Annotated in this window: 22 protein-coding genes and 1 other annotated feature; of the genes, 16 read left to right on the top strand and 6 right to left on the bottom strand. The window is 27.3% G+C overall.

What is annotated here, in order from left to right:
• Nucleotides 1-3 precede the first annotated feature (3 nt).
• The gene (locus ACFIJ5_RS13630; protein ID WP_379807926.1) at nucleotides 4-321 is read right to left on the bottom strand and encodes a hypothetical protein; all 318 of its coding nucleotides are present in this window, start codon (nucleotides 319-321) and stop codon (nucleotides 4-6) included.
• A gap of 386 nt (nucleotides 322-707) precedes the next feature.
• Between ACFIJ5_RS13630 and ACFIJ5_RS13625 the strand changes: the two genes are divergently transcribed.
• From ACFIJ5_RS13625 to ACFIJ5_RS13605, 5 genes are all read left to right on the top strand, one after another.
• Nucleotides 708-2,954, top strand: a complete 2,247-nt coding sequence (locus tag ACFIJ5_RS13625) for a GTP-binding protein (RefSeq protein ID WP_379807924.1) — start codon at nucleotides 708-710, stop codon at nucleotides 2,952-2,954.
• Between the two features lie 291 nt (nucleotides 2,955-3,245).
• Nucleotides 3,246-4,469, top strand: a complete 1,224-nt coding sequence (locus ACFIJ5_RS13620; protein WP_379807922.1) for an MFS transporter — start codon at nucleotides 3,246-3,248, stop codon at nucleotides 4,467-4,469.
• 81 nt (nucleotides 4,470-4,550) lie between these two features.
• Nucleotides 4,551-4,853: a hypothetical protein gene (locus ACFIJ5_RS13615; protein WP_379807920.1), complete on the top strand. Its 303-nt coding sequence runs from the start codon at nucleotides 4,551-4,553 to the stop codon at nucleotides 4,851-4,853.
• A 118-nt stretch (nucleotides 4,854-4,971) separates the two neighbouring features.
• Nucleotides 4,972-5,379 (top strand): hypothetical protein, encoded by a 408-nt coding sequence (locus ACFIJ5_RS13610; RefSeq protein ID WP_379807918.1) that lies wholly within the window; start codon nucleotides 4,972-4,974, stop codon nucleotides 5,377-5,379.
• A gap of 106 nt (nucleotides 5,380-5,485) precedes the next feature.
• The gene (locus ACFIJ5_RS13605) at nucleotides 5,486-5,806 is read left to right on the top strand and encodes a DUF1540 domain-containing protein (RefSeq protein WP_379807916.1); all 321 of its coding nucleotides are present in this window, start codon (nucleotides 5,486-5,488) and stop codon (nucleotides 5,804-5,806) included.
• Between the two features lie 509 nt (nucleotides 5,807-6,315).
• Here ACFIJ5_RS13605 and ACFIJ5_RS13600 read toward each other — a convergent pair.
• Nucleotides 6,316-6,858 (bottom strand): NADH peroxidase, encoded by a 543-nt coding sequence (locus ACFIJ5_RS13600; RefSeq protein WP_379807914.1) that lies wholly within the window; start codon nucleotides 6,856-6,858, stop codon nucleotides 6,316-6,318.
• A gap of 168 nt (nucleotides 6,859-7,026) precedes the next feature.
• On the opposite strand from ACFIJ5_RS13600, the gene ACFIJ5_RS13595 reads away from it, so the two are divergent.
• The gene (locus ACFIJ5_RS13595) at nucleotides 7,027-7,326 is read left to right on the top strand and encodes a hypothetical protein (protein ID WP_379807912.1); all 300 of its coding nucleotides are present in this window, start codon (nucleotides 7,027-7,029) and stop codon (nucleotides 7,324-7,326) included.
• A 40-nt stretch (nucleotides 7,327-7,366) separates the two neighbouring features.
• Here ACFIJ5_RS13595 and ACFIJ5_RS13590 read toward each other — a convergent pair whose 3' ends face one another.
• Complete coding sequence (locus ACFIJ5_RS13590) at nucleotides 7,367-8,653, bottom strand: lactate racemase domain-containing protein (protein WP_379807910.1); 1,287 nt, start codon at nucleotides 8,651-8,653, stop codon at nucleotides 7,367-7,369.
• 378 nt (nucleotides 8,654-9,031) lie between these two features.
• A complete protein-coding gene (locus ACFIJ5_RS13585; RefSeq protein WP_379807908.1) occupies nucleotides 9,032-9,946 on the bottom strand; it encodes a branched-chain amino acid transaminase in 915 nt (304 codons plus the stop codon).
• A gap of 272 nt (nucleotides 9,947-10,218) precedes the next feature.
• Nucleotides 10,219-10,415: a binding site (T-box leader), on the bottom strand.
• 537 nt (nucleotides 10,416-10,952) lie between these two features.
• Between ACFIJ5_RS13585 and ACFIJ5_RS13580 the strand changes: the two genes are divergently transcribed.
• Nucleotides 10,953-13,046 (top strand): methyl-accepting chemotaxis protein, encoded by a 2,094-nt coding sequence (locus ACFIJ5_RS13580; RefSeq protein WP_379807906.1) that lies wholly within the window; start codon nucleotides 10,953-10,955, stop codon nucleotides 13,044-13,046.
• A gap of 69 nt (nucleotides 13,047-13,115) precedes the next feature.
• Here the strand turns inward: ACFIJ5_RS13580 and ACFIJ5_RS13575 are convergent, their stop codons facing one another.
• A complete protein-coding gene (locus tag ACFIJ5_RS13575; RefSeq protein ID WP_379807904.1) occupies nucleotides 13,116-13,871 on the bottom strand; it encodes a DL-endopeptidase inhibitor IseA family protein in 756 nt (251 codons plus the stop codon).
• 432 nt (nucleotides 13,872-14,303) lie between these two features.
• Here ACFIJ5_RS13575 and ACFIJ5_RS13570 point away from each other — a divergent pair, with 432 nt between their 5' ends.
• The 4 genes from ACFIJ5_RS13570 (at nucleotide 14,304) to ACFIJ5_RS13555 (ending at nucleotide 18,112) form a co-directional block, all read left to right on the top strand.
• The gene (locus ACFIJ5_RS13570) at nucleotides 14,304-14,948 is read left to right on the top strand and encodes a hypothetical protein (RefSeq protein ID WP_379807902.1); all 645 of its coding nucleotides are present in this window, start codon (nucleotides 14,304-14,306) and stop codon (nucleotides 14,946-14,948) included.
• A 222-nt stretch (nucleotides 14,949-15,170) separates the two neighbouring features.
• Nucleotides 15,171-16,427, top strand: coding sequence for an HD-GYP domain-containing protein (locus ACFIJ5_RS13565; protein WP_379807900.1), 1,257 nt, complete (start codon nucleotides 15,171-15,173; stop codon nucleotides 16,425-16,427).
• Nucleotides 16,428-16,815: 388 nt separating this feature from the next.
• A complete protein-coding gene (locus ACFIJ5_RS13560) occupies nucleotides 16,816-17,394 on the top strand; it encodes a DUF5317 domain-containing protein (RefSeq protein WP_379807898.1) in 579 nt (192 codons plus the stop codon).
• Nucleotides 17,395-17,449: 55 nt separating this feature from the next.
• On the top strand, nucleotides 17,450-18,112 hold the full coding sequence (locus ACFIJ5_RS13555; protein WP_379807896.1) for an SIMPL domain-containing protein: 663 nt from the start codon (nucleotides 17,450-17,452) through the stop codon (nucleotides 18,110-18,112).
• Between the two features lie 218 nt (nucleotides 18,113-18,330).
• On the opposite strand, the gene ACFIJ5_RS13550 is transcribed toward ACFIJ5_RS13555, so the two are convergent.
• Complete coding sequence (locus ACFIJ5_RS13550; RefSeq protein WP_379807894.1) at nucleotides 18,331-19,218, bottom strand: diacylglycerol/lipid kinase family protein; 888 nt, start codon at nucleotides 19,216-19,218, stop codon at nucleotides 18,331-18,333.
• 358 nt (nucleotides 19,219-19,576) lie between these two features.
• Between ACFIJ5_RS13550 and ACFIJ5_RS13545 the strand changes: the two genes are divergently transcribed.
• From ACFIJ5_RS13545 to ACFIJ5_RS13525, 5 genes are all read left to right on the top strand, one after another.
• Entirely contained in the window at nucleotides 19,577-21,667 is a 2,091-nt protein-coding gene (locus ACFIJ5_RS13545) for a methyl-accepting chemotaxis protein (RefSeq protein ID WP_379807892.1), read from the top strand.
• A 108-nt stretch (nucleotides 21,668-21,775) separates the two neighbouring features.
• Nucleotides 21,776-22,627, top strand: a complete 852-nt coding sequence (locus ACFIJ5_RS13540; RefSeq protein ID WP_379809618.1) for a pentapeptide repeat-containing protein — start codon at nucleotides 21,776-21,778, stop codon at nucleotides 22,625-22,627.
• A 331-nt stretch (nucleotides 22,628-22,958) separates the two neighbouring features.
• Nucleotides 22,959-23,876 (top strand): tetratricopeptide repeat protein, encoded by a 918-nt coding sequence (locus ACFIJ5_RS13535; protein ID WP_379807890.1) that lies wholly within the window; start codon nucleotides 22,959-22,961, stop codon nucleotides 23,874-23,876.
• An 89-nt stretch (nucleotides 23,877-23,965) separates the two neighbouring features.
• On the top strand, nucleotides 23,966-25,807 hold the full coding sequence (locus ACFIJ5_RS13530; RefSeq protein ID WP_379807888.1) for a glycerophosphoryl diester phosphodiesterase membrane domain-containing protein: 1,842 nt from the start codon (nucleotides 23,966-23,968) through the stop codon (nucleotides 25,805-25,807).
• A gap of 28 nt (nucleotides 25,808-25,835) precedes the next feature.
• On the top strand, nucleotides 25,836-26,672 hold the full coding sequence (locus ACFIJ5_RS13525; RefSeq protein ID WP_379807886.1) for a phosphatase PAP2 family protein: 837 nt from the start codon (nucleotides 25,836-25,838) through the stop codon (nucleotides 26,670-26,672).
• Nucleotides 26,673-26,857 lie beyond the last annotated feature (185 nt).

Genomic DNA, 26,857 nt, shown 5'->3' with positions numbered 1-26,857 from the left:
TATTCAATTTTTGCACATAAAAATCAGTATAAGAATGGGAATCTTTATTGTTTTTAAAAGATTCCTTAATCTTATACTTTTTTTATTCAAAAATATGTAATTTAAGTTATTTAAAGTAGGTATATTTTGTATGGTCAATCCTTTTTTGTATAGTCTAAGAGTATTTTTAATATCGCCTAATACAACTTTTTCAACTATTTGATTTGTAATTATGTAACTGTTATCTTTTAGTTTGTTTTCAAATTCATTATATTTGAAATCCTGTCCAATAAATGATTTTGACATATCACGTACTGAAAAATGCTGAGATCCAATATACATACTTTTAGACATTAGATGATATAACAATTGTCCTAGATAGAAATTTTTAGGAGGTTCCTTTACAGGAACTGATTTGAAGATTTCTAAAAGTTTTGATTTTGTACATGTTTTTGGTTTAAAAGTTTCAACTATATAATCAATATCTGAAGTAGTCCATGAACTTAAAAGGATAGGACCTGCTACTAATGAACCTTTATATTCTTCTCTGAAATAAAATGGTGCACTTACGGAGAGATGTGCATTTAATAGAATTTATTTTTAGGATATAATATAAGTATAAGTGAAAGGTTTACGAGGAATATATCATTCTTCGTAGAAATTATTTTCACCTGTGAAGGTGAATTCTTAATAGCAAACTATTAACTGTAAAATTAGGAGTCGTGATTATGATGGAATTATCACAAAATAGAAAAATAATAAATGTAGGATTAGTTGCTCATGTAGATGCAGGAAAAACAACAACTACAGAGCAGATAATGTATTTAGCAGGAAACATAAGAAAAATTGGAAGTGTAGATAAAGGTTCTTCCCATATGGATTATTGTGAAATAGAAAAAAAGAGAGGAATTACAGTTTTTTCAGAACAAACAACTTTAAAATGGAAAGATACTGAAATCAATTTAATAGATACTCCAGGACATACAGATTTTTCATCTGAGTTAAAGAGGTCATTAAATGCGTTAGATGCAGCAGTACTTATAATATCTGCCGTAGAAGGTGTACAAGCTCATACCGAAACTATATGGAATTTATTAAGAGAAAATAAGATACCAACTTTAATATTTATAAACAAATTAGACAGAGTTGGAGCGGATTTAGATAGAATTTATAGTGAAATAGAACAAAATCTTACTAGAGATTTTCTATGTTTGCATAAAGCATATAAATTAGAAAAAGATTTTGATGGAATAGTAGATTTGTTAGAAGATACATATTATAGATGGAATTCTTATGATGTTTTTGATTTCGAAAAAATTAATAAAAGTGAAGATGAAGATAAGATAAAGTTAATTGAAAAATTAGCAGACAAAGATGATTATATTTTAGAAAAATATTTAAATGGTGATGATATTACTAAAAATGAGCTTGTAGAACATATAAAAAGTAATATTGAATCTTGTGATCTTTATCCTGTACTTTTAGGTTCATCCATTAGAGGAATAGGAATAAATAATTTGTTAGATGGATTATGTAATATGCTGCCTAAGGCAAAAGAAAATCTTGATGGTGATTTTTCAGCTTTCATTTATAAAGTAAAAATAGATGAAAGTATAGGAAAGCTTTCTTATGTGAGGGTGATTAATGGAACCATAAAAGTTAGGGACACTTTATATGTAGAAGATGAAGATGGACAAGCAGCAGAAGAAAAAGTTACTCAAATAAGAAAGTATAGTGGTGAAAAATATACTGTAGTAGAAAAATTACAAGCAGGGGAAATTGGAGTACTTTGTGGAGTGAAAAACGGAAAAATAGGGGATATCATTGGTACAGAAAAATCAGGGACAGGTTATGAATGTTTGGGGACGGGGCATAAATCTTGTCAGAATGGACAAGCAGTTTTCAATCATGTTATAGAAGAAAAAACACAAATATCAAGTCAGAATGGACAAGTATCCTCCATTCAGAAACAAACAGTGCAGAACCAAACAGTGGGGACAGGTAATGAATTTTATAATTTTCATAAAAATAGACAAGCCTCCTTAACCTCAGCATCTGTACTGATATCTAAAGTCACAGCAAAAAATGAAGAGGAACTTTCACAGCTTTTAAATGCTGTGAAAATTTTGAATGTAGAAGATCCAGAATTGAATTTTACTTGGAATAAAGATAAAAATGAAATTAATATAAACGTAATGGGTTTTGTTCAAATGGAAGTATTGAAACAAATTATTAAAGATAGATTTAATATAGAAGTTGAATTAGAAAAACCTAGAGTAAATTATTTAGAGACTATAAATAAAGTAAGTAGAGGATTTTGTCATTTTGAACCTAAAAAACATTATGCAGAAGTAGAGGTAGAAATAGAACCAAATGAAAGAGGAAAAGGTGTAGAATTTGTATCTAACCTTAGTGTAGATATTTTGCCTTTGCAATATCAAAATAATATTGAAAAAGCAGTGTTTGAAGCTGTGAAGCATGGAACTTTAATAGGCAGCAGCGTAACAGATATAAAGATAAAATTAATTGATGGAAAATATCATCTTGAACATACCCATGGTGGAGACTTTAGAATTGCTGCAATAAGAGCAGTCCAAAAAGCTTTATCTGACAATGAAAATATTTTATTAGAACCTTTATATAGTTATAAGATAACAGTAGATAAAGAGTTTTCAGGAAAAGTTATGTCAGATATTTTAAAAATGAATGGAACCTTTGAAGATCCTATAGCCAATTGCGATAAAATAACTATAAAAGGAGAAGTTCCAATATCAACTTCTATGTATTATCCTATAGAAATAGCTTCAGCTACTTCGGGAAAAGCAGTGGTTAACATGAATTTTTCTAGATTTTCACTATGTCATAATGAAGATGAAGTACTTGCAAACACAAAAAATGTTATAGATAAAGATGAAACATTATATAATGGGGTTTCACTTTTCAGAGAAAAGAGAAAGATGAAAAAGGTTAAGTGATAAGATAAATTATTTTTCAAAAAACTGTTGACAATAATATAGTTTGTGCATATAATATACAAATATATACAAGAAGATATGGAAAATTAATACAAGGGAGTGTATCTAGGGTTCCGATTATTGAAGATAATGTCTGGTCCGAGCGATACAAAGTTAAGCATTAACTACACTTTTAGGAAAAAAGCCTAAAGGACGAGTCTCTTAAATGAGATAGTTCTTTGGGCTTTTTTAATTTTTCCCATTTTTTCATCTTTAAACTTTATACTTTTTAACTATGAGGGGGGATTTGAGATGACATTAAAGAGCAGCTTTAAAAGAAACATAAGGACTTATTATTTTTATACTATATTTTCAAATTTATTAATTTTAGGACCTATATTAATAATCTACTTAAAAGCAAAAGGTCTTACTTTTACACAAATAATGCTTATAAATTCTATTTCAGCTATATCTGTTGTGTTATTTGAGGTTCCAACAGGAGCTATTGCAGATAGGATAGGAAGAAAACTTAGTGTTATTATTGGAGCTTCTTTATGGGGAATTGGTTTGATGCTTTATGTTTTTGCAAGAGGATTTTATCTGTTTGCTTTAGCAGAGATTATATTTGCACTAGGAAGTACATTTAAATCAGGTTCAGATATTGCTCTTATATATGATTCTTTAAAGAAATTAAAGAGAGAAGACGAGTTTCAAAGAATAGAAGGAAGAGCAAAATCATATTCTTTTTATGCTCAAGCAATAGGTTCAATAGCAGCAGGTTTTTTATATAAACTAAATATGGAATTGCCAATGATTATTTCAGCTGTTTTTATGGCATTAACTGCAATTGTTAGTTTTACATTTATTGAACCACCAATTGAAGATAAGCATGACACTAAAGCAGAGACATATATAAAACAAATAACAGAAAGTGGAAAATATATATTGTCAAATGAAAAGGTAAAGGCTGTAATTTTGTATTCAATGGTTTTCTATATATTTTATAGAGCAGCATTTTTCTTCTATCAACCATATTTTCAAGAAGTAAATATACCAGTAGATTATTTTGGAGTAATATTTTTTATATTTAATATAGTTGCAGGAGTTACTTCTAAAAACAGTTACAAGATTATGAATAGGACTAAGAGAAAAACTTTAATGTTTTTATCATCATTATTAATAGTTTCTTTTTTACTTTTAGGTATAACAAAAATATGGATAGGTGTTTTTGCAATACTTCTTCAGCAAATGGCTAGGGGAATGTATCTTCCAGTTACAAGAAAATATTTAAATAAAAATATTCCTTCTAATAAAAGAGCAACTATACTTTCATTTTTCAGTTTGCTTACAAATTTATCTGCAGCTTTAGCATATCCTTTGTTTGGTATATTAAGTGACTCTACTAATATATTTACAACTCACATTGTAATAGCAGCAGTGATGGCAGGTTTGACTTATTTAACTTCCATTTATATGAATAAAAGAATAGGAATGAAAAAATCAAAACCGAACGTATGTACGTATAAAAATGTATAATATTGCTAAGAATATTAGTATGATGATATGGTGATATAGTACTAATATCATGATATAATATTTCTATAAGGTGGTGTTATCATGGAGAAGGAGATTTTAGAAATTTTAAAATCGATGCAAAGTGATATGGTTTCAATGAAGAATGATATAAAGTCAACTAAAGAAGATATAAAAGGTATAAAATCCACTCAAGAAGAACACACTCAAATCTTAAGAGCATTAGAGCATAAAACAGAAGTTATTTCAGCACAACAAGAAAATTTAAAACATGAAGTTGCTGAAATTAAAGGAGAAGTCAAGTCTATAAGAAAAGATTTATCTCAAGTTGAGATAGTGACAGCTAACAATTGGGCAGATATTGCAAAATTAAAGGCTATAAAGTAAAAGGTTATAGCCTTTAATTTTTTTTGTAATATATACTTTTATTCTTATCTACACAAGGAATTTATAACATATTATATAATATATAACATATAAGTAAAATAATAAGGGGGCAAATGTTATGGGAACATTAATTATTATTTTAGGTCTTTTACTAACGGCAATTTGTACAGTATTTATTGTTAAAAATTTTTTAGTGTACTTTAAGGGAAGCAATAATGGTTTTGCAAATGTTGCAATATTAATATTTGCGGTATTAGCTTTAATATGTTGTTTGGTTTCAATATTAGGAGGATTTAAGGTGAATCAAATAAATGATATTTTGAAAATGAAACAAAATCTATCTCCTGAAATAATTAAATCTCTGCAAGCAGATTTAACAGCAACAAGACAACGAATTATACATTCAACAATATTGGAATTCATTTCTTTTGCTATATCTTACATTATATTTAAGTTAGTGCAAAAGAAAATAAAAAAACAATTAAAAAAACCTAAGAGAACGTGGGATTGGAACAAAATTGATTGATAAAATAGAGGATTATCAATATACTTATGTTTTCTATAAATTTCTTATCATATGTTATAGTTAATTTGGTTAAACTTCTTAATGAATACATTAAGGAGGTACAAAAATGGAAAAGATTAGTTGTAATGTTTCAAATTGTTCACATAATAAAGAAAATACATGTTATGCCAACATCATAAATGTAGGTGGTAAAAGTGCAAAAAAAGATTGCGACACTTGCTGTGGTTCTTTTTTAGATTCTAAAAATTATGGTAGTCTTACAAGTAATGTAAATCAAAGTGGAAGTAATTGTACAGCAATTAACTGTAATGTTGGTACTTGTATTTATAACTCAAATAATATTTGTACTGCTGATTCCATACAAGTTAGTGGAGAAGGAGTAAATATATATACTGAAACTAGATGCTCAACTTTTAAAAGCAAATAGAAAGTCTATTACCACTAAAACAAGTAACGGAGCTTTCTTTCCTATAATTTTATGAAAAAAAATAAAAAGGGTAAAAAGTATAAAGTACAAAGAATAAAGTAGAAATAAGGAAGATTTTTCTGTAGGAAAAACATCCTTAGTTGTTCTTTAAGCTTTGTACTTTTTATTTTACAGGTTCTGTATTTTGCCTTAAGGCAAAATTTCATTCATTATTAATTAATCAACTTAACTTTGGCAGTAAAAAAATACTGTCTAGCGAAGGAAAATGATATATTGCGTAAGAAACATTTAATAACAATTAAGAATTAATAATTAAAAATGAATAATGAAGGTTGATTTTTGTTTTAGCAAAAATCTTAAATTATATTTTATTTTTCCATAAGGAAAAATTTCCTTAATTATTCATTATTCATTATTAACTATTAATTATCTTTGAAGTGAAAGATTTCTAAGCAAAATATCATTTTCCGCAGCGGCCGTATTTCATCTGCTATTTTTTATTGAAGTCTTTATCTAAAGTATCTCTCCAAAAGACCTTTGAAAGCTCTTCCGTGTCGCGCTTCATCCTTACACATTTCATGAACTGTATCATTAATAGCATCAAGATTCTTTTCCTTTGCAAGATCTGCAAGTTTTTTCTTACCTTCACAGGCTCCATATTCTGCTTCCACTCTTGCTTTAAGATTTTCTTTAGTATTAGGTTTTACAACTTCACCTAAAATTTCTGCAAATTTTGCAGCGTGTTCAGCTTCCTCATAAGCTATTCTAGTATAAGCTTCTCCAATTTCAGGGTAACCTTCTCTATCCGCTTGTCTTGCCATAGCAAGGTACATTCCAACTTCTGTACATTCTCCCATAAAATTAGCTCTTAAATCATCAATTATTTCACTGTCAACATCTTTACTAACACCTACTACATGCTCGTCTGCCCATGTTAAGTCATCTTTTACCTCTTTAAATTTACTTGCATCAGCTTTACAAATAGGGCATTTTTCTGGTGGGTTTTCTCCTACGTGAATATATCCACATACTGTACAAACAAATTTTTTCATATGTAATCCTCCTACATCTATTTTTATTTTTACTATAGTATTTTTCTCATTTATATTTTTTTTACTCAAAATAGGGGAAAGGAGTTTTTAAAAAATATTTAAAATCTTGAATTAGAATTTATAGTAAGAATATAATTAAATATAAATGTAATTTAGAAGAGATGATATATGAAAAAATTCGAATCATGTACTCCAAATGAAATTGTTATATTAGCTACAATATTAGGAATTATAATTGCTGAAAAATTAAATCCTAAAGAACAAAATGTTGTGGGAAATTTTTTTGAAGCATTGGGACAAATTATTTTGACAATCAATGCTCAAGTTCAAAATTTGCAGTGTGAAAATCAAAATGGTAATAATAATACAAAAAATAACTCCTCAAATACTAATGAGGAGTTACAAAAACAAATAGATGAACTTAAAAAGTATATTAAAAAATTAGAAAATAAGATTGATAAAACATAGAAAAACAATACTTAGATAATTAATAATTTAGATGTTAATTTTATAATTTGGGAAAAGTATTAGCAGCATGAGGCATAAGATGTACGCTTAAGTTGTCACCTTTAGTCTTTTTAACTAAATCTAATGCCTTTTCTATACTATCTACAACTGTTATATTAGCTTTTTCAACTAATTTAGGATCTAATTTTGAAACCAATATAAAATTAAACTTTTCTGCTGTTTCACATACATAATATCCTACAAATTTAGATATACTGTAATCTTCTCGAAGAGCTTTTTCACGATCCAAAAGAGTATTATAATTAAGAATCATATTTTGAACTTCTTCATTGCCGCCTAGTCCTTCTCTACATTCTGTTACAGCTATGATAGTACCACCTTCTTTGGCAGCTTCTCTGGCATTTATAAATGTTTTTATGGATTGATATAAATTGATATCTTTTGGATATCCACCAGCAGTAGCTATTACAACATCTGCTTTTTCTTTAATTTGTACTCCATCGATTTTATCTACTAATTTTCGTCCCTTTGCATGAGCTTCTATATAGTTACCAGCTACTGCCCCAGCAATGTTTCCATCAGGTCCCATAACTACATTAAACATAAAAGTAGGTTTTACAAAAGCTGCTGCTTGAAGCATGTCTTCATGTACAGGATTGTTTACTATATTTCCACTTCTTACATTAGGATGAGTACCGCCGCCCATTTTAGGACTAAGAGAAAGTGCATGGTTTGCCATTACAGTTTCATAAGAAGAAATTCCAGGTAAAACATATTTTTTACCTCCAGACCATCCAACAAGAAAGTGATAAACTATGCCTCCAGTCAAAACTATATGGTCACATTCTAAAGCTTTTTTATTAATCCACACAGGTGTACCATAGGTAGTCTGTCCCATATATTTTAAATTATCTTTATCATAACAATCATGATCCATAACTTTAAATCTTGCACTTAATTTTTCACCGAGAAGTTGTCTATGTTCTTCTTCAGTTTGTTTTCTATGAGTTCCTAATGCACTTATAAATAATATGTCTTTGTCATCTACTCCGCCTTCATTTAATTCATCTACAATTTTGTACAAAAATTTATAAGTTTTTTGCCATGTCCTAGTAGCATCTGGAATTACCACACATACTGTCTCGCCAGGATGCACTAATTCTTTTAATCTAGGACTTCCTATTGGATTTTTGATTGCTTCTTCAATAACTTTTTCTTCGCTTTTATCGTTTATATATTCATTACTTTCTATAATTTGTAGTATATTTTTTTCATCTAAAGAAAATCCTAAAGATTTATCGCCATAGTTCATTTGAAAATTTTTCATAAGTAAGCCCCCAATTTATTGATTTTCTAAACCTTTTGTTTGTGGTAAATATATAAATAGTTAACAGTTGATAGAGGACAGTTTACAGTTAAGTATACCTTTCTGTTAATGCAGAAAGCTTTTAATTAGTTACTCAACTTTCGCAGGACAAAAATACTGTCTAGCGAAGGGAAATGATATATTGCGTAAGAAACATTTGAACAAAGTTTACAAGTTCTTAGCTTTACGAATTTGAAAAAAGTTATTTTTTAATTACTGATTCCTACGGAATATTAATTAAAAAATCTTTTTTCAATATGAGCAAAGCTTAGAACTTGTTACTGAAGTGAAAGGTTTCTAAGCAAGATATCATTTCCCGTAGCGACTATTTTTTAACTGCTAGTAAACTTTTGTGCAAAAATGTGCGTATTTTGGATTTTTACCTGTTGTTATATCAAAGAATAATTTCTTTATCTTTTTGCTTACTTCTCCAGGCTTTCCATCTGCCACAATCCTATCATCAACTTCCACAACAGAAGTTACCTCCATAGCTGTTCCACTGAAAAATAACTCATCGGCAGCATAAAGCTCAGTTCTTGCCATACTTCTCTCAACAACTTCTATTCCTAACTCTTCTTTTGCTAACATCATTACGGTATCCCTTGTTATTCCTTCTAATATATTGTCAGAAGGTGGTGGAGTTATAAGTTTGCCTTTTCTTACCATGAAAATATTCTCTCCTGGACCTTCACAAACATGTCCATTTTTAGTTAAAAATATAGCTTCATCATAACCATTTCTAGTTACTTCTAAAGAAGCAAGGCCAGAATTTAAGTATGCAGCAGATGCTTTAGTTCTTGGTGGAAGCATATTATCTTCTAATCTAGTCCATGAAGATACTGCAACTTTAAGAGCTTCTTTTCCGCTGTAACTTCCCAAAGGTTGGCAATAGATAACTAATCTATTATCATCATCTAAAAGAGTTGGAACTATAGAATTAGAACCCTTGAATGCCATAGGTCTTATGTAAGTTGTAGTTTTAAAGTTGTTCTTCTTTAACAATTTAACAGTCCAGTCTATAAGTTCATCTACAGTGTAAGGTATGTTTATGTTTAGAGCTTTGCAAGATTGAAGCAATCTTTCATAGTGCTCTTTCAATTTAAATCCGTATAATTGATTAGTTTCTTCATCCCAATAAGCTCTTATACCTTCAAAACATGCAAGACCATAGTTTAGAGCTTTACATCTTACACTTATATTAACAGTACTTTCTTCTACTAGTTCACCTTGATAAAATACATAAGATTTATTCATTATAAAAAACCCCCTTAATTTATTCTTTATTTCAACACTTAGTGCCCCGATTTTCTAAAAAATTTTTCTATATATTTGTTTTTTTAGTTTTTAATATAATGACATTATCATAATATTATGAATATTCAAAAAATAGAAATTATATTTATAGTATATTTCATTGACGCTAGATTGAGTAATTGAATTTTCTAAATTTATGAACCTAAACAATTATAAATTATATAGTTTTTGAAATACATATTATTTTATATATAAAAAAGAGCATATTTCCTCTATGAGGCGAAATATGCTCGCGGTACCACTCAAATTTATAGCTTAATAAAATAACGGCTATGCCGGCACAGCTTACTAAAAGTTCAGCTTGCAGCTCCAGGATGATTTTCAATAGAATATTTTTTATGGGCTCTCACCTTATCCCAATTCTCTGTAAAATAGCTTTCTATGTACTTGTTCCTTTCTATGCTTTTGTTTAAGGTATTTTGTTGTTGTAAATTACTATACTCCTATAAAAATAAGTTGTCAATACTTTTTTGACAAAATTTTTACTCAAAATGAAATTTTTAATTAAAAATAATTCAAAAATGAGTATTTGAATAAAGAACTAGATAGCAAAAAAGGGTTGAAATAATCTAAAAATGTACCAAGTATATTTTGAACTTATATAAAATCATAATCTTAGGTTAGGTAATTTAGGTAATTATAGTATAAATTTTACTACATAAAAAAAGTATTAAATTCCTATAGTTGAAAAAGCATTCTTTTCGATAATAATATAAAATATTACATAATAATATAAAATTTTACTTATATTATGAATAAAATATACTAAATTATATATAAATATGTAAAAAAAGAAGGGAAATCAAAATTAATGTAAAATATATTAAATATACAAAAAATACTTTGATATACAAAGTATTTTTAAAATATTAAAAATGTAATTGATTTATATGTATAAAATAATTACATTTGAAGTAATTTGACAGAAGTCGGAGGAGGACTCATCATGAAATCAAAAAGTATTAAAGTCAAAATTATGACAGTAATTGCAATTATTATGGTAGTAATTTTTGCAATTGTAGGGTTTGTGGCCAAGATTAATGTGGAGGAAGTAGTTAATGAGAAAATAGATAAAGAGTCAACTAGTTTATCATACAAATATTCAGTTGTTATAGATGAGACAATGGAAAAATCACTAAAAATTGCATCAACGATATCAGGAACATTAGATGGAATGATAGATTATGGAAATGTGAATAGGAATCAATTAGATGATTTACAAAAGGGTGTTTTGAGAAAGAATAATGATATAACTGCTGTATGGATAACAGCAGATACAAATGGTCTTGATGGAAAAGACGCTGATTTTGCAGGAAAAAAGGGACAGATGAAAGATGGAAGATATGTAACTTTTTTTGTGAGAAAAGGTAATGAAATTATTAATGAGTTTGTAGGAGCAGATTTTACTCCAGGTGAATATTTTGAAAAGATGAGAGGTAATAAAAAACCAATAGTAATGAATCCATATTTAGATGATGTAGATGGAAAAAAAGTACTATTAACAAGTATAGCATATCCTATAATTCATCAAGGAAAGTTTGTTGGTGTAATAGGGATAGATATGAAATTAGATTCATTTCAACAACATATTAATAAATTTATGGAAAATAATAATGATTTAGGTATTGGATTAATATCTTACAATGGAACATATATTGCACATTCTAATAAAAATTTATTGGGAAAAAAATTAAGTAAAGAAGAAAAAGGAGTTATTGATATAATTCAAAAAGGACAAGAAGTAGAATGTAAAACACATTCTAATTATTTAAATACAGATGTTCATAGATTATATACTCCTATTAAGATTGGTAATATTGATACTCCATGGTCTCTCATTGTAGATATTCCAATCTCAAAGGCAGCAAAAGAAATAAATAAGGTAACAATATATACTATTGTAATTTCTGTAATTTCATTAATACTAGTTTTAGGAGCTGTATATTTTATTTTAAATAAATTAATTAATATATTATTATTAACAGTTAATCATATAAAACGTATTTCAAGTGGTGATTTTACAGGAGAAGTACCGAAAGAACTTTTAGAAAGAGAAGATGAATTTGGAGTTCTAGGAAAGGCTATTAATAAGATGCAGAATGACATAAGAGGGGCTTTAGGAAAAATAAAAGCATCTTTTGAAAAAGTAGATAAATCTTCTGAAGTAATAACAAGTATGACTGAACAGTTAAATAAAATTATAGGTGAAGTATCACAGAATCTAGATGAAATTACAAGTAGTGTTGTGGATGAATCTAATGATATTGGAACAATATCAGAAAAGGCAAATGACTTAGGAGATAAAATTAATGAGTCTAGTGATTTAGTTTTAGATGTGGTTAATATTTCTTCTGATACAAATAAATTAACTAAAAATGGAATAGAGACTATGAAATTATTAGATGATAAGACACATGAAAGTAATAATAAAACTACTGAAATAGCAAAAGTAATACAAGATACAAATGAGCATGCTAACAATGCAGAGGGAATTATAGCATTGATAGTTAGTATAGCCGATCAAACTAATTTATTAGCTTTAAATGCAAGTATAGAAGCAGCAAGAGCAGGAGAAGCTGGAAAAGGATTTGCTGTTGTTGCAGAAGAAATAAGAAAGTTATCAGAAGGAACATCTAAAGCAACAAATGATATAAAAGATATACTTAATAATATACAACAAAAATCTAATACAGCTCAGAACACAATGAATGAATTTACTAATATAATAGAAGAGCAAAATGGAACTATTAAAAATACTAATGATATCTTTAATAACATGTCACAATTACTAAATAATCTTGCGCGTAAAATTGAAAAAGTAAAGAAACATACTTTAGAGATTAGTAATAATAAGAAAGATATGATTAATTCTCTTGATAATATAGCTGAAGTGTCTGAAAAAGCAGCAGCAAATACTGAAGAAATAACAGCATCAATTGAAGAACAGGTATCAGGAATAGACGAAATCAATTCTTATACTAAAAATACAAGAGAACTAATTGAAGATTTAAAACAAGAAATACAAAAATTTAATATATAGTGTATAGAATTAAAATTCCAACTCACATTTAATGAGTTGGAATTTTTTACAATATATGGTTTTGTTCATTTACCATGGAGAGAAAGTAACTGTATCTATTAACCAAGTCTTACCATTGTAAATTAATGAAGCATTGTGATTATAATTCTTTTTTTCATATTTATCATATACACTTATAGTGACATGTAACTTATTATTTTCATATTTTTTATCTGTTACCTTAGCATTTTTAATATTTTCAATCATTCCAAATTGTCCAATTAACATATAATATTCACCATTAAATTTCTTATTAAAAGAGTAGTTTATCAATCTTTTCATATAATCATTAGTATAATATTTATTTATATTAAGTTCTTTATTTAAATATTGAACTAAAGCATCATTGGTTGTTATTTTCTGTGGTAATTTTACATAAGTGTAAGATGAATCTTCAATCATTGGATTATCTAACTGTAAAAATTTTTCAAGACTCCTCATAGTGTTATAGCCATTGTATAGTAACTCAATAATTTGCTTATCTGTAATAGCAGTTATTTTATTATTTTTATTTAAATTAGAATTTTTAATATTAGTGCTTGTGGTTTTAGTAGTTGAATTTAACACATTTGATTTTGTAGCTTTATTATCATCTAAGTTTGATGAAGTAGATGAACTTTTTTTGTTATTTGAGTTTGGTGAATTACACATTACTTTTGTGTTTTTATTAGTCTTATTAGTAGGCAGTGTTTTTTTATTAGCCTCTAAATTTTTACATCCCGTTGGAAAAATTAATAAAATTGATATAACTAAGCACAACAAAGGTGCTTTTTTAAATTTAAACATTTTTAAAACCCTCCTCCTTCTAGATAATTAATAATTCAATTTTCCCAGGTGAAAAATAGCCGCTGTGGGAAATGATATCTTGATTAGAAACATTTCCCTTAGCTAGACAGTATTTTTTTACTGCGAAAGTTGAGTTAATAATTTTATTCTATTGGAATTATTAACTTTATTGTAAATTTTTATACAATATAATCTATGATTTTAATAGATGGATATGTTACCAAAAAGAAAAAGGGAAAAACAGTTAGTATCAATTGTAAACTTCTCACTAAAAAGTTATATAACTTTTTTGAAATTCGTATTATATTAATTTGTAAATTTTAATTTAAAATTTAAAAAAACATAAAAACATAGAAGGAAAAAGAAGAAAAATGTCGAAATAGATACATAAAATTACTTTGCGTTTATTTATTAACTAAAGGGGCTTTGAGAATGGAGAATTTAAATATAAATGAAATGATTAAAGACATAGAATGTACAATGAATAGTATTCCAGATATTATGTCATCAAAGATAATACTTGATGATAATGGACAAATAGAAGAAATTCATGTTTTAGCATATAGTAAAAGGAATGCAAAACAAATTTCAAGAGATATTCAATCTGCGGTAACTGCTAAATTTCACATTAAAATAGATCACAAAAAGATTAGTATAGCTCAAGTTAATTCTAAAGATGAAATAGACAACGAGTATAGATTATCAATAGGTTCTATAGGATATTCTATTGTAGGAAATTTAGTGGAAGTTAAAGTAATATTGAAAAAAGATGACAAAGAGGTTGAAGCGATTGTAAAAGGTACAAATTCTAAAAACAATATATATCGTTTAGTAGGACAAGCCACTTTAGATTGTGTTCATAGTTTTTTAGGAGCTAATAATGTTTTTATAGTTGAAGATATAGAAAAAATAAGTTTAGCAAAGAGAGAAGTAATGAATATAGCAGTTACTTTTATATGCAATTATGGTGAAGAACTATTAGTAGGAGCAGCAATAGTAAAAAAAGATGATTACGAAGCTATTGTAAAAGCAACATTAGATGCTATTAATAGAAAAATTGTTCAAGTTGATATTTAAGTTAATATTTTAGGTCGGCATTATTTTGTTTGTAATAGCGAAGCGATATAGCCTGTAAAGATAGCGAAGAAACAGAGTACTTAAATAAAGGAGGCTATATCACATGAGAAGCAAATTGTATGCTGCATTAATGGTATTATTGTCATTAATTTTAGCTGGCGGCGCAAGCTGGAGCTGGAGGTAATTTTTAGCCGGCCTAAAATTACATAAAGGGGTGTGTATATGAAGGGTATGCCAATAAAATTAAAAATATATATGGTTCTAGTCATGTCTTTAGGAGTTTTTTCTTTATATTTGGGGGTTAAGACTTTTACATTTGATATGACATTTTCAATTATATTTTTTACTGCTCTAGGTATTATTGCAGAATCACTTGGAATAAGAGTAAGAGATACTATAGCTATTTCAGTGAGTTTCGGCATTGGACTTGGAGCAGTATTAGTTTTTCAATCTAGTGTTGTAGCCATTATAGGATTTCTTTCTATGATGTTATTTGTTGAGAATGTAGATGGAAAAATACAACATGTATTTAATACAAACCCATATAAAAGGATATTTAATGGAAGTGCATATTCTATTTCATTAACTGCAGCCAGTATTATTTATAACAAATTCAGTATTTATTTTGCAGATATAAAATTGTTAGAATTTAATGTAATCGGTATAATTATAGCAATATTATTTTATATAATAATAGATACATTAATATTTTTTATATTAATGTCTATTATAGAGGGCAAATCTTTATTGAAACTATTGTGTGAAAATACATGGGCAATCTTAAACATCATTGCAATATCTCCAATAGGAATAATGATAGCTATTATATATAAACATTATGGAGGATTTGCAGTAATTCTCTTTTTTGGTCCATTACTTTTGGCTAGATATTCATTTAAACTTTATGTAGATATGAGGCATATGTATTTTGAAACTATTAAATCATTATCTAATGCAGTAGAAGCTAAGGATAGATATACAAATGGTCATTCTTATAGAGTGGCAGATTATGCAGTAGGTATTGCAAGGACTATGGGACTTAGTGAATATAAAATAGAAAAAATTAAAATAGCAGCTATTCTTCATGATATAGGGAAAATAGGTATTCCAGATACTATACTTAATAAGCCTGCAAGATTGGAAGATAATGAATTTTTACAGATAAAAGAACATCCGGAAATTGGTAGTAAGATATTATCTGAAGTAAAAAATCTGTCAGATGTTATGGTGATTATAAAATGTCATCATGAACGTTTTGATGGAAAAGGTTATCCAGAAGGAAGAAAGGAAGAGGAAATACCTTTAGAATCACATATCATAGCAATTGCCGATGCATATGATGCTATGACATCGGACAGGCCTTATAGAAAGGCTATGGATAAGAGTAAGGCCATAGACATTATATCACAAGAAGTAGGAAAACAATTTCACCCTACTGCAGCAAAAGCTTTTATTCAGTATATTAACCTTTCACTTTAAAGATAATTATTAACTCAACTTTCGCAGGACAAAAATACTACCTAGCGAAGGTAAATGATATATTGCGTAAGAAACATTTGAACAAAGTTTACAAGTTCTTAGTTTTACGAATTTGAAAAAAGTCATTTTTTAATTATTGATTCCTATGGAATATTAATTAAAAAATCTTTTTTCAATATGAGTAAAGCTTAGAACTTGTTACTGAAGTGAAAGGTTTCTGAGCAAGATATCATTTACCGCAGCGGTTGTTTTTCAACTGCGAAAGTTGAGTTATTAATTCTTAATTGCTGTTAAATGTTTTTTAGCAATATATCATTTTACTTCGCTATACAGTATTTTTTACTGTGAAATAGACTGTGAGAATTTTAATATGGGGGCTGATACATTTATGATGATAGAAGCTTTAATTTTTCCTATTGTTATAGGAAAGATAAGAGGGGGAAAAATAAAAAATTTATTTAATATATTCATAAATAAGTGGTGGTTTATAGTAGTGGCAGCACTTATTGAATTTACTGTGTCTTTCATAAGAATTAAAGAGATAGGTTCTATTTGGAAGGTTATAAATAATAATATATTTTGGATACATATGATTACTTATAGTTTAATAATTGTAGTACTATTTATTAATATTAGGAAAAAAGGTTTTAAGTCAGTAATGATTGGAGTAATATTGAATTTTTTAGTTATTATGGTTAATGGGGGACGTATGCCAGTAGATGTGAGAGGAATTGAAAATATGATTTCCCAGGAAAGTTTACAAATTTTAAAAACTGGAAAGGATTTAACTCATAAGTTGGCAGATGATTCTACTAAACTATCATTTTTAGGTGATATTATTCATATAAAAAAACCTTATCCTATACCAAAGAGCATTAGTGTTGGAGATATTTTTATGATATTGGGAGTGTTTATGTTTATTCAAGGAAAAATGATTACGAAGGAGCAAATTAAAGTAAGTCATTAATCTTAACTGTAGTACATATCATAAAAGTAGGATTAATTGCAAAGAGGTTATTATTATGAATTATAATTTTGTGAATGATTTTCCCTATATGTATAGACAAAGAGAAGTAAAAAGTGGAAAGATGAAAATGAATGGAATAGGAACGGTTAAAGTAGAACCAGATACAGCAATTATTAATTTTGGAATAATAACAGAAGATAAGGTGTTGCAAAAAGCGCAAAAAGAAAATTCTATTATAACAACTAGAGTAATTAACTATTTAAAAAGTATGGGGATAGACGAAAAAGATATAACCACAACTTATTATAACGTGGAAGCGCAGTATGATTATATTGAGGGAGAAAAAATTTTTAGATCCTACAAAGTTACAAATAGGTTAAGTGTAACCATAAGAAATTTGGATATGGTTGGGGAGATAGTAGATGGATTAACTAAAAATGGAGTTAATGAAATTAGTAATATTAATTTTACCGTATATAATAAGTCTAAGTATTATAGAAAGGCTTTAAACATAGCTGTAGAAGATGCTATAGTAAAAGCTTTGGATATAGGTAAAACATTGAATGTAAATGTAGATGATGTTCCATGGAGTATTGAGGAGCAAAGCTATTATTATGAAAATGTTCAAGATCAATCTTTGAAATTAGCAGCTGTTCCTATAATGCCTGGACAGGTTAAAATTACTGCTAAAATTCAAGCTATTTTTAGGTACATTTAATATTAAGTGATAGTTGAAGTTTTGTAAAAAATAAAGCATAGAACAAGCTAAATATAAAGTAAAAAGTAAAAAGAACAAAGTATAAATAAGGAAGATTTTCAAATGCAAGCTTTTGAAAATCAATTAATTATAAATTTTTCTGTAAGAAAAATGTCCATATTTGTACTTTGTTCTTTAATATTTATACTTTATTTAAGATATGTTTTGTTACCAATTTCCTATTTTCCTGTTGGTACAAGAACTTTAATACCTTTTGGAATTATTTCAAAAGAAACTTTTTTACTTCTTAGTAATTCTCCATCATTATTAAAAGAAAATTCTTTGTCAGAAGATACGTGAACTTTTTTAGCTCTATAATATGTAACTTCAGGTATAGATTTAAGTTGGCCTTTTAGAGCCATAGGTAAATATCTTAAAAATCTTAGCAATTTAGCCTTTCTTACAGTACATATATCAAGATAACCATCCGTTATATCAGCTTCAGGAGTTATATATATACCACCACCATAGCACTTACCATTAGATGTAGCAAGAAGCATAGAATCTTGTTGAAAACTTCTATCATCGACAGTTATGTTAAGTTTCAGTGGTTTAAATTTAAATGGTGTATAAAATAAGCTAATTAAGTATGCTAAATTATTAGGAATAAATTTTTTGCCTTTAAATAATTGTGCATTATAAGCTACCTCTGAATCAAATCCAACAGAAGATATATTTATGTAATATTTATCATTTGCTTTAGCAATATCAATTTCTTTTACTTGTCCTTCTATAGTTTTTTTTAATATATCATCTTTTTCATTACTTAAATTTCTTATGAAGTCATTACCTGTTCCACAAGGAATTATCCCAAGTATACTATTGCTTTCAACAATACCATTTAATACTTCGTTAATAGTACCATCTCCACCAACAGCATAAATCCTCTTAATTCCTTTTGAAGAATATTCTTTTGCAACTTTTGTGGCATGTCCTTTGTATTCAGTAGTTATAATTTTGTATTCATGTTCTAGATCATTAGATTTAAAATATTTTTCAATTAATGGTATATAGTTTAGTCCATTTTTTTTGCCAGCATTAGGATTTATTATAAATAAGTGCTTCATATTTTACCTCACCTTAAGTTTTAATCTTACATACCTATTATACAAAAAGTTTTTTTCTAAGCAACTATTTTATTATAGATTTAATATTAAATTTAACATAATACATATTTAATATCAATTCTAGAGTAAAATAATGTCAAAAAAATAATGTATATAATTCATTTGTCGTATATTGATATATAGAAATTTTGATAAGTTTTTTTGCGTGTGATACAATATAGAAGAAAAAAATAGAATAAAATACAAAAAAGTATAAAAATATACAAGTATGTATAAAAAGTATAAAAATGTATTTTATAATTAAAAAAGAAATTTTATATATGTTAATTGAAAGGAAATAATAATAGGAGATGATACAATGAGAATATTTAAAACTAAAAGTATTACAACAAAGGTTTTGTGTATAATTAGTTTAGTTGTATTGTTAATGGCAAGTGTTGTAGGGATTGGTATGAGTAAATTAGTAACAAAATTACTTAGAACAGGGGTTTCTCAAAATATTAATAAAGATTTAGATAATATTTCATTATACATAAACCAATATATTAAGGAAAATGTTGCTGCAGTAGAACAAATGAGCAATAATAAAATCATGATTGATTTTTTTGAAGGAAAATTAAAAAAAGACAGTGATTATAAAGAATTGCAAAAAAACATAAAAAGAATAGAAAATAACAGCAAAAATATATCAATGGTATGGTTAGCAGATAAAAATCATAATTTATATGTTGATTCTAAAGAATGTGGACAAGTTCAATGGAATAAAAAAGGAACTGTTGATTATAAAGATTACATAGGTTTTTTAGGAGATGGAAAATTAAATATAACACAAGCTACAGCAGAAGATGGTTCAACAGAAATAAGTATTGTAAAAGGAGTAAATAATGTAAAAGGGGAAAATGTAGGATTTATAGCTATTGAAGTTAGTTTAGATAAAGTTTATGAATATATGAAACAATTTTCAGGAAAACATGAAGGATATCCAATTATTATAGCTTCTAATGGTGCAGTATTATATAAACCATATGCAGCAAATACGTTAATGGCTTCAAAAAGTGACTCAAAGAATAAGACAGAAAATAAAGGTGACATAAAGAAAGCTTATTTAGGTAAAAGTTATAAGAGATATAAAGATATACCTAAAGATATAATGAAAACAAAAAATAGGAAAATAACTATTTACAAATATAATAATAAAGATAATTATGTCTGTTATGACACTAACTCTATGAGTAAATGGAAAGTTGGACTTTTCTTAGATAAGGATGAGATTGATAATGTAGTTATGAGATTTAAAAGGAATTTTTTTGTAGTAGCTGTAGTAAGTTTGTCAATATTATTAGGAATAATTTATTTTGTACTTAAGAGAACTATGAAGAATGTTCCATCTATTTTAAAACACATTGAAAAAATTGCTGGTGGAGATTTTAGTGATGATTTAAATATTACAACAAATGATGAGCTTGAGATAATAGCATCTAGATTAAATGATATGTGTAAAAGAGTAAGTAAGCTTTTAGAGAACATTAAGAATACTGTAGTTGAATCGAAGAATATATCTAATGTGTTGAGTGAGTCATCACAAAGTATGCAATCTACTAGTAGTGAAGTATCTCAAGCTATGCAGCAAGTTTCTACAAGTGTTAGTGATCAGAGTGAACAGGTTATAAATTCTAACAATGCTATGATGAAATTGGATAAGGAAATTGAAAAAATATATACAGAATCAAATCAGATGAAAAAAGTATCTGTAGATATGAAAGATAAAAATCAAAATAGTATAAAGTCTATATGTGAGTTAAGAAAAGATTTTGATAAAAATATAGAAGCTACTTCTGTAATGGAAAAAAATTTAAAAGAGCTTTTTGAAAAATCAAGAATGGTAGATGATATTATAAATACAATTAATGGAATAGCAGAACAAACTAATTTATTAGCTTTAAATGCTGCTATTGAAGCAGCAAGAGCAGGAGAAGCTGGAAAGGGATTTTCTGTAGTTGCAGATGAAGTTAGAAAATTAGCAGAACAATCTTCACAATCTACAAATGAAATACAAACTATTATAGATGAAATAAAAAATTCTATAGAGAATAATGGAAAAACTATTAATTATACTACAAAATTAGTTGATGAAGCTAATAAATCATTGGAAGGTAATATTTCTGTTTTTGAAGAAATGAAAGATACTAATGATAATTTTATAAGTTATGTGGATTCATTAACACATAAAGTTGAAACTATGAATGGATTGAAGGATCAAGTTAATAACACTATGAGCAATATTTCAAGTAATATTCAAGAGAATGTAGCATCAACTGAAGAGGTAGCAGCTTCTATGGAAACTCAATCAGAAGGGGTAGATAGGGTAACGGAATCTATTTCTAATCTTAACGGCATGATTAATGGATTAGATGAGAGTATTAAATCATTCAAAATTAAAGATAACTAATTGGAAGCGAATTTTATGAATAAAAATAATACATTGAAATACATGTTGTGTATGATATAATTTAAAAGTAAAAATTATTTATATTTTTCTAATACGAGGTAAATGAATATGACATATACATATGAAGATAAGCGTAATAAAGAATTGAGAGTAAATTGTGAAAAATGTTTCGGTTTATGCTGTGTAGCATTATACTTTTCATCTTGTGATGGATTTCCAACAAATAAAGACGCCGGTAAGCCCTGTATAAACTTACAACCTGACTTTACTTGTTCTGTTCATAAAAATCTTAGAAAAAAAGGTCTTAAGGGGTGTACTGCTTATGACTGTTTTGGTGCTGGTCAAAAGGTAGCTCAAGTTACTTATGGTGGACATGACTGGCGAAAATCCCCCGAATCTGCTAACCAAATGTTTGAGGTATTTCTGATTATGAGGCAGCTTCATGAAATGCTGTGGTATCTTTCAGAAGCGTTTGTGCTGCAAAAGGATCACTGTATTAGAGAGGAGATAAGTTCATTAATAGATAATACTGAACATCTTACCATTCTTGATGCTGAGTCTCTATTAGCATTAGATGTGGAAGCTCATAGAACTAAGGTTAACATGTTGCTTAAAAATACCAGCGAGTTGATACGTACTAAATACTGCAGTAGAAAGAATGGTACTTTAAGAAATAGGAAAACAAGTCATTGTGGATTAGACTATTTTGGTGCGGATTTGAGAAGAATTAATCTTAGAGGTGCAGATTTAAGGGGAGCATGTCTTATTGCGGCAAACCTTAGAGGGGTAGATTTGAGTGGAGCTGATTTCATCGGAGCTGATTTACGAGATGCTGATTTTAGTGGAGCTAATCTTACAAATAGCATATTTCTTACTCAAGCTCAGATCAATACAACTAAAGGAGATTTACATACAAAGCTACCTATGATGCTAGTTCGACCAAGTCATTGGTCAAAGTAATTAACTAACCAGTATACATAAAAAAATATTGTGTTTTTCAAGTTTCAATATTTTTGTTATAAGGAATTGATTTTTTATGAAAAAAGTTTTTAATTTATAGTTAACCCTTCAGTTGTTAATACTGAACTGAGGGGTTTTTAGTATTTTGCGCTAGAATTTCTTGTTGAAGTGAAAGGTTTTCATGTAATATGTACCTTTTTCTTTTGCAAAATTATAAGTTGAAAAATAGTAAGAAACACATATATAATAAAATTATTAATTTAAAATGCATAATGAACAATGAAGTGTATCATTCATTACAAATTATACATTGAAAGAAAGGTAATGTTGTATGAAGAAAGATTATATATTTGATAATTATGTAAGTATTGCACGCAATTTTAAAAGTGAAAAAAATTATATTAAGGCAATAAAATTTTATAAAAAAGCTTATCAATGTGAAGAAGGTAAGAAAGATGTAGAGCTTATAATGGATATTGCAATTTTGTATTGTGAAATGATGTGCTACGCTCTTTCAGAAAAGAAGTATAAAGAAGTATTGAGAATTGATTCTGAGGATGCTAGGGCATATTATGGATTAGCTGTTGTATATGATGAACAAGAGAAGTATGATGAGGCTGTAAAATATTATAAAAAAGCAATTGAAATTGATCCAAAATATGATAGAGCATATTTCTTTTTAGCAAATATATATGATGAAATTGGACAAAAGGATAAAGCAATTGTAAATTATAAAAAAGTCATAGAAATGCAGCCTAAGGATCTTTGGGCAAACGCTAATTTAGGATCTATATATGAAGAGTTAAATGAAAATGAATTAGCATTTGAGTATATGAAAAAAGCATTAGAAATTAATTCTACACATTTTAGAATTTTGTTTAATATGGGAGTAATTTTAAATAAGTTAGGTTATGAAAATGAGGCAATTGAGTACTATAAAAAATCTATATATCAAAATTTTTATTATCCCTATAGTTTTTTAAATTTATCTGTATATTATAAGGAAAAAGGAGATTTTGATAAGGCAATTCAAATAATAAGTGATGGAATAGACAATAATCCAGAGGCAGGGTTTTTATACTATAATAGGGCTTGTTTTTATGTAAAGAAAAATTTATTAGAGGATGCATTAGATGATATTATTAAATGTGTAGAGGTTAGCCCTGAACTTGAAAAATATATGAAAGAAGATGAAGAATTATATCCTGTAAGAAAACTTGAAAGGTATAATAAAATATTTTCAAAGTAAAATAATTTATGAGTCAGTATTTTTATACTGCTAAAGTTGATTACTAAGTTTATATATAATTTCAACTAAAGAAAGGATATAAAATACTAATGAAAATATGGAAAAATAATAGTAAGTTATCTTTTAGAAGATTATTGATAGAAGGGTTGAAAGATTTAAAAAAAGGATTTTATATAAATCTAAAATATGAGGGAATATATAAACTGTTAACAAGTTTTATAATATTACCTTTTATATCTTTAATTATGAATTATTTTATATGGATTAGTGGATATAAAGTAATTACAAACAAAGAACTTGTAAAATTTGCATTTAGCATACCTGGATTCATAACTATAATAATACTATTTCTTATTTCTAGCATAGCTGTTTTGTTAGAAATAGGAGGATTAATTGTCATATCACAAGAAACCTATTTTAATGATAGAACAAATATAATAACAGTACTTATAAATGTGGCAAAAAATATTCCCAAAATCCTAAGCATAGGTGGAATACAGATATTAATTTATATGGCAGTAATTGTACCCTTTACAGGCATAGGGGCAAGTTCTAGTTTAATTGGACAATTGAAAATACCAGGATTTATTGAGGATTTTTTGATTAATACTTCATGGGGAATAATTCTTTTAGTAGTAGTAATATTATGTGTGTATTTTTTATTAATTAGATGGATTTTTGCATTTCATGTTTCTATATTAGAAGGAAAAAATTTTTCAAAGGCATTAAAAAGAAGTGTATATTTGGTTAAAGGACAGTATTTCAGAATACTTAGAATAATATTTAGTTTTCATATGATATCACTAATTTTTACAGTTATATTTTTTATAATATACCTTTTGCTTCTTTCTTTTAGCATACAAAAATTTGGTTCGGATTCTTTTATATCTTTAATAGTTCTTTCCTTTTTTTCTGTAATAGCAGGTATCATTTTTATGATTACTTCTTTATTTACACTACCATTTAATATTAGTGTATTAACAAGACTTTATTATGAAAGAGTAAAAAATAAGGATAATATAGAAGTCCAATATAATAAGAAAAAAATTTATGACTTTAAAGTACCTTTTAAAAAACTTTGGAATAAACATTCAAATAAATTAGCTATTGCAGCAGTAGTAATAGTATTAGTGTTTACAACTATATCTTCATTACTACTATACTATGAAGATGATGAAAAAAATAAAGTTAGCATAACTGCACATAGAGGAAATTCTATTGCAGCACCGGAAAATACATTAAGTGCTTTGAAATATGCTATGGAAAGCGGAGCGAATTATTCAGAGATTGATGTGCAAGAAACTAAGGATGGAAAAGTAGTACTTACTCATGATAGTAATCTAAAAAGGATATCAGGAAAAGATGTTAATATTTGGGATATAAATTATAATGATCTACAGAAATTAGATGTAGGGAGTTGGTTTGATAGCAAATTTAAGGGTGAAAGAATGCCTACTTTAGAGCAAGCCATAAACAAGGTGCGGGGGAAAATGAAGCTAAACATTGAGATTAAATTAAATGGACATGAATCTCATTTAATAGAAAATGTTGTGAAAATAATTGAAAAACATAAGTTTACAAAGAATTGTGTTGTTACTTCTTTAGATTATGATGTATTAAAGAAAGTACGTAAATTAAATCCATCAATCAAAATAGGATATATTATGTATGTAGTTTTTGGTGATATATCAAAATTAAATGTTGATTTTTATAGTGTAGAAGCTACAAATATTAATGAAAAGTTTATCACGAAAGCACATTTAATAGGAAGAGAAGTTCATGCATGGACAATTAATGAGGAACTTGACATGGAAAACATGATTAATTTAGGAGTGGATAACATTATTACAGATTATCCTAATATTTTAAAGGATGTTTTAAAGGAAAGAAAGAATAAGAGTATATTTGAAAAATTAGTTACACAACAATAAGAAAATAAAAGCATGTAGGGAGGATACCATGGAAATAATAAAATTTATTCAATCTTTTTCAAATAGTTTTCTAGATAGTTTTTTTACAGGAGTAACTATGTTAGGTGAACAGTACTTTACTATCTTATTTGTATTAGTAGTATTTTGGTGTGTAAATAAGAAGTTTGGATATAAGTTAGGATTTGCATTAGGCTTGGGCGTAGTTTTCAATGGTATGTTAAAAGATATTTTTAAAGCACCAAGACCTATAGGAAAAGAAGGGATAAGGTCTTTAAGGACAAACACGGCTACAGGATATTCTTTCCCTAGTGGACATACTCAAAATACAACTACATTTTGGACTTCACTCATGATAAATATTAAAAGAAGTTGGTTGTATATAGTAGGAACTATAATGATTGTTTTGACAGCAATTTCAAGATTATATCTTGGAGTTCATTGGCCTAAGGATGTGATTGGTGGAATAATTTTCGGTATTATAAGTGCTTTGGCAGCTAATTATTTATTTGATTATATGGACAAAAATAATGATAAAAGAGTATTTCTTATTTTGGTCATTATAGCACTTATAGGACTTATATTCTTTAAAAGCAGGGATTATGCAAAAGCTGTTGGAGTATTTTTAGGCTTTTTTATAGGATATGTGATTGAAGATAAATATGTTAAATTTGAGGTAAAAACCAAACTTTTAAAGCAAGTAATTAAAGTTTTATTGGGAGCAGTTGTAGTTGCAGTAGTTATGGTATTGTTTAAAAAGGTTCTTCCAGTTAGTAGATTTAGTGATTTGATTAGATATTTCATGGTTGGCCTATGGTGCACCGCAGGAGCTACTTATATGTTTAAAAAATTAAGATTGTATAATTAAAAAGAAAATTAAAAATTAAAAATTAAAAATGAATAATGAATGTTGATTTTTGTTTTAGCAAAAATCTTAAATTATATTTTATTTTTTCCTAAGGAAAAATTCCATTCATTATTAATTATTTACTCAACTTTTGCAGTAAAAAGATACTGCTTAGCGAAGGAAAATGATATATTGCGTAAGAAACA

This window comes from Haloimpatiens myeolchijeotgali, assembly GCF_042688525.2.
Lineage (GTDB): Bacteria > Bacillota > Clostridia > Clostridiales > Clostridiaceae > Haloimpatiens.
Note: the sequence above shows the minus strand (reverse complement) of the source record. Positions and strands in the feature narration are given on the sequence as shown.

What these genes read in the sequence shown, in the direction of transcription:
- ACFIJ5_RS13570 (WP_379807902.1), top strand. Translation starts at nt 14,304, where the DNA reads ATGGAGAATTTAAATATAAATGAAATGATTAAAGACATAGAATGTACA.
- ACFIJ5_RS13555 (WP_379807896.1), top strand. Translation starts at nt 17,450, where the DNA reads ATGAATTATAATTTTGTGAATGATTTTCCCTATATGTATAGACAAAGA.
- ACFIJ5_RS13620 (WP_379807922.1), top strand. Translation starts at nt 3,246, where the DNA reads ATGACATTAAAGAGCAGCTTTAAAAGAAACATAAGGACTTATTATTTT.
- ACFIJ5_RS13560 (WP_379807898.1), top strand. Translation starts at nt 16,816, where the DNA reads ATGATGATAGAAGCTTTAATTTTTCCTATTGTTATAGGAAAGATAAGA.
- ACFIJ5_RS13610 (WP_379807918.1), top strand. Translation starts at nt 4,972, where the DNA reads ATGGGAACATTAATTATTATTTTAGGTCTTTTACTAACGGCAATTTGT.
- ACFIJ5_RS13600 (WP_379807914.1), bottom strand. Translation starts at nt 6,858, where the DNA reads ATGAAAAAATTTGTTTGTACAGTATGTGGATATATTCACGTAGGAGAA.
- ACFIJ5_RS13530 (WP_379807888.1), top strand. Translation starts at nt 23,966, where the DNA reads ATGAAAATATGGAAAAATAATAGTAAGTTATCTTTTAGAAGATTATTG.
- ACFIJ5_RS13575 (WP_379807904.1), bottom strand. Translation starts at nt 13,871, where the DNA reads ATGTTTAAATTTAAAAAAGCACCTTTGTTGTGCTTAGTTATATCAATT.
- ACFIJ5_RS13630 (WP_379807926.1), bottom strand. Translation starts at nt 321, where the DNA reads ATGTATATTGGATCTCAGCATTTTTCAGTACGTGATATGTCAAAATCA.
- ACFIJ5_RS13545 (WP_379807892.1), top strand. Translation starts at nt 19,577, where the DNA reads ATGAGAATATTTAAAACTAAAAGTATTACAACAAAGGTTTTGTGTATA.
- ACFIJ5_RS13585 (WP_379807908.1), bottom strand. Translation starts at nt 9,946, where the DNA reads ATGAATAAATCTTATGTATTTTATCAAGGTGAACTAGTAGAAGAAAGT.
- ACFIJ5_RS13540 (WP_379809618.1), top strand. Translation starts at nt 21,776, where the DNA reads ATGACATATACATATGAAGATAAGCGTAATAAAGAATTGAGAGTAAAT.
- ACFIJ5_RS13615 (WP_379807920.1), top strand. Translation starts at nt 4,551, where the DNA reads ATGGAGAAGGAGATTTTAGAAATTTTAAAATCGATGCAAAGTGATATG.
- ACFIJ5_RS13590 (WP_379807910.1), bottom strand. Translation starts at nt 8,653, where the DNA reads ATGAAAAATTTTCAAATGAACTATGGCGATAAATCTTTAGGATTTTCT.
- ACFIJ5_RS13595 (WP_379807912.1), top strand. Translation starts at nt 7,027, where the DNA reads ATGAAAAAATTCGAATCATGTACTCCAAATGAAATTGTTATATTAGCT.
- ACFIJ5_RS13580 (WP_379807906.1), top strand. Translation starts at nt 10,953, where the DNA reads ATGAAATCAAAAAGTATTAAAGTCAAAATTATGACAGTAATTGCAATT.
- ACFIJ5_RS13550 (WP_379807894.1), bottom strand. Translation starts at nt 19,218, where the DNA reads ATGAAGCACTTATTTATAATAAATCCTAATGCTGGCAAAAAAAATGGA.
- ACFIJ5_RS13525 (WP_379807886.1), top strand. Translation starts at nt 25,836, where the DNA reads ATGGAAATAATAAAATTTATTCAATCTTTTTCAAATAGTTTTCTAGAT.
- ACFIJ5_RS13625 (WP_379807924.1), top strand. Translation starts at nt 708, where the DNA reads ATGATGGAATTATCACAAAATAGAAAAATAATAAATGTAGGATTAGTT.
- ACFIJ5_RS13605 (WP_379807916.1), top strand. Translation starts at nt 5,486, where the DNA reads ATGGAAAAGATTAGTTGTAATGTTTCAAATTGTTCACATAATAAAGAA.
- ACFIJ5_RS13565 (WP_379807900.1), top strand. Translation starts at nt 15,171, where the DNA reads ATGAAGGGTATGCCAATAAAATTAAAAATATATATGGTTCTAGTCATG.
- ACFIJ5_RS13535 (WP_379807890.1), top strand. Translation starts at nt 22,959, where the DNA reads ATGAAGAAAGATTATATATTTGATAATTATGTAAGTATTGCACGCAAT.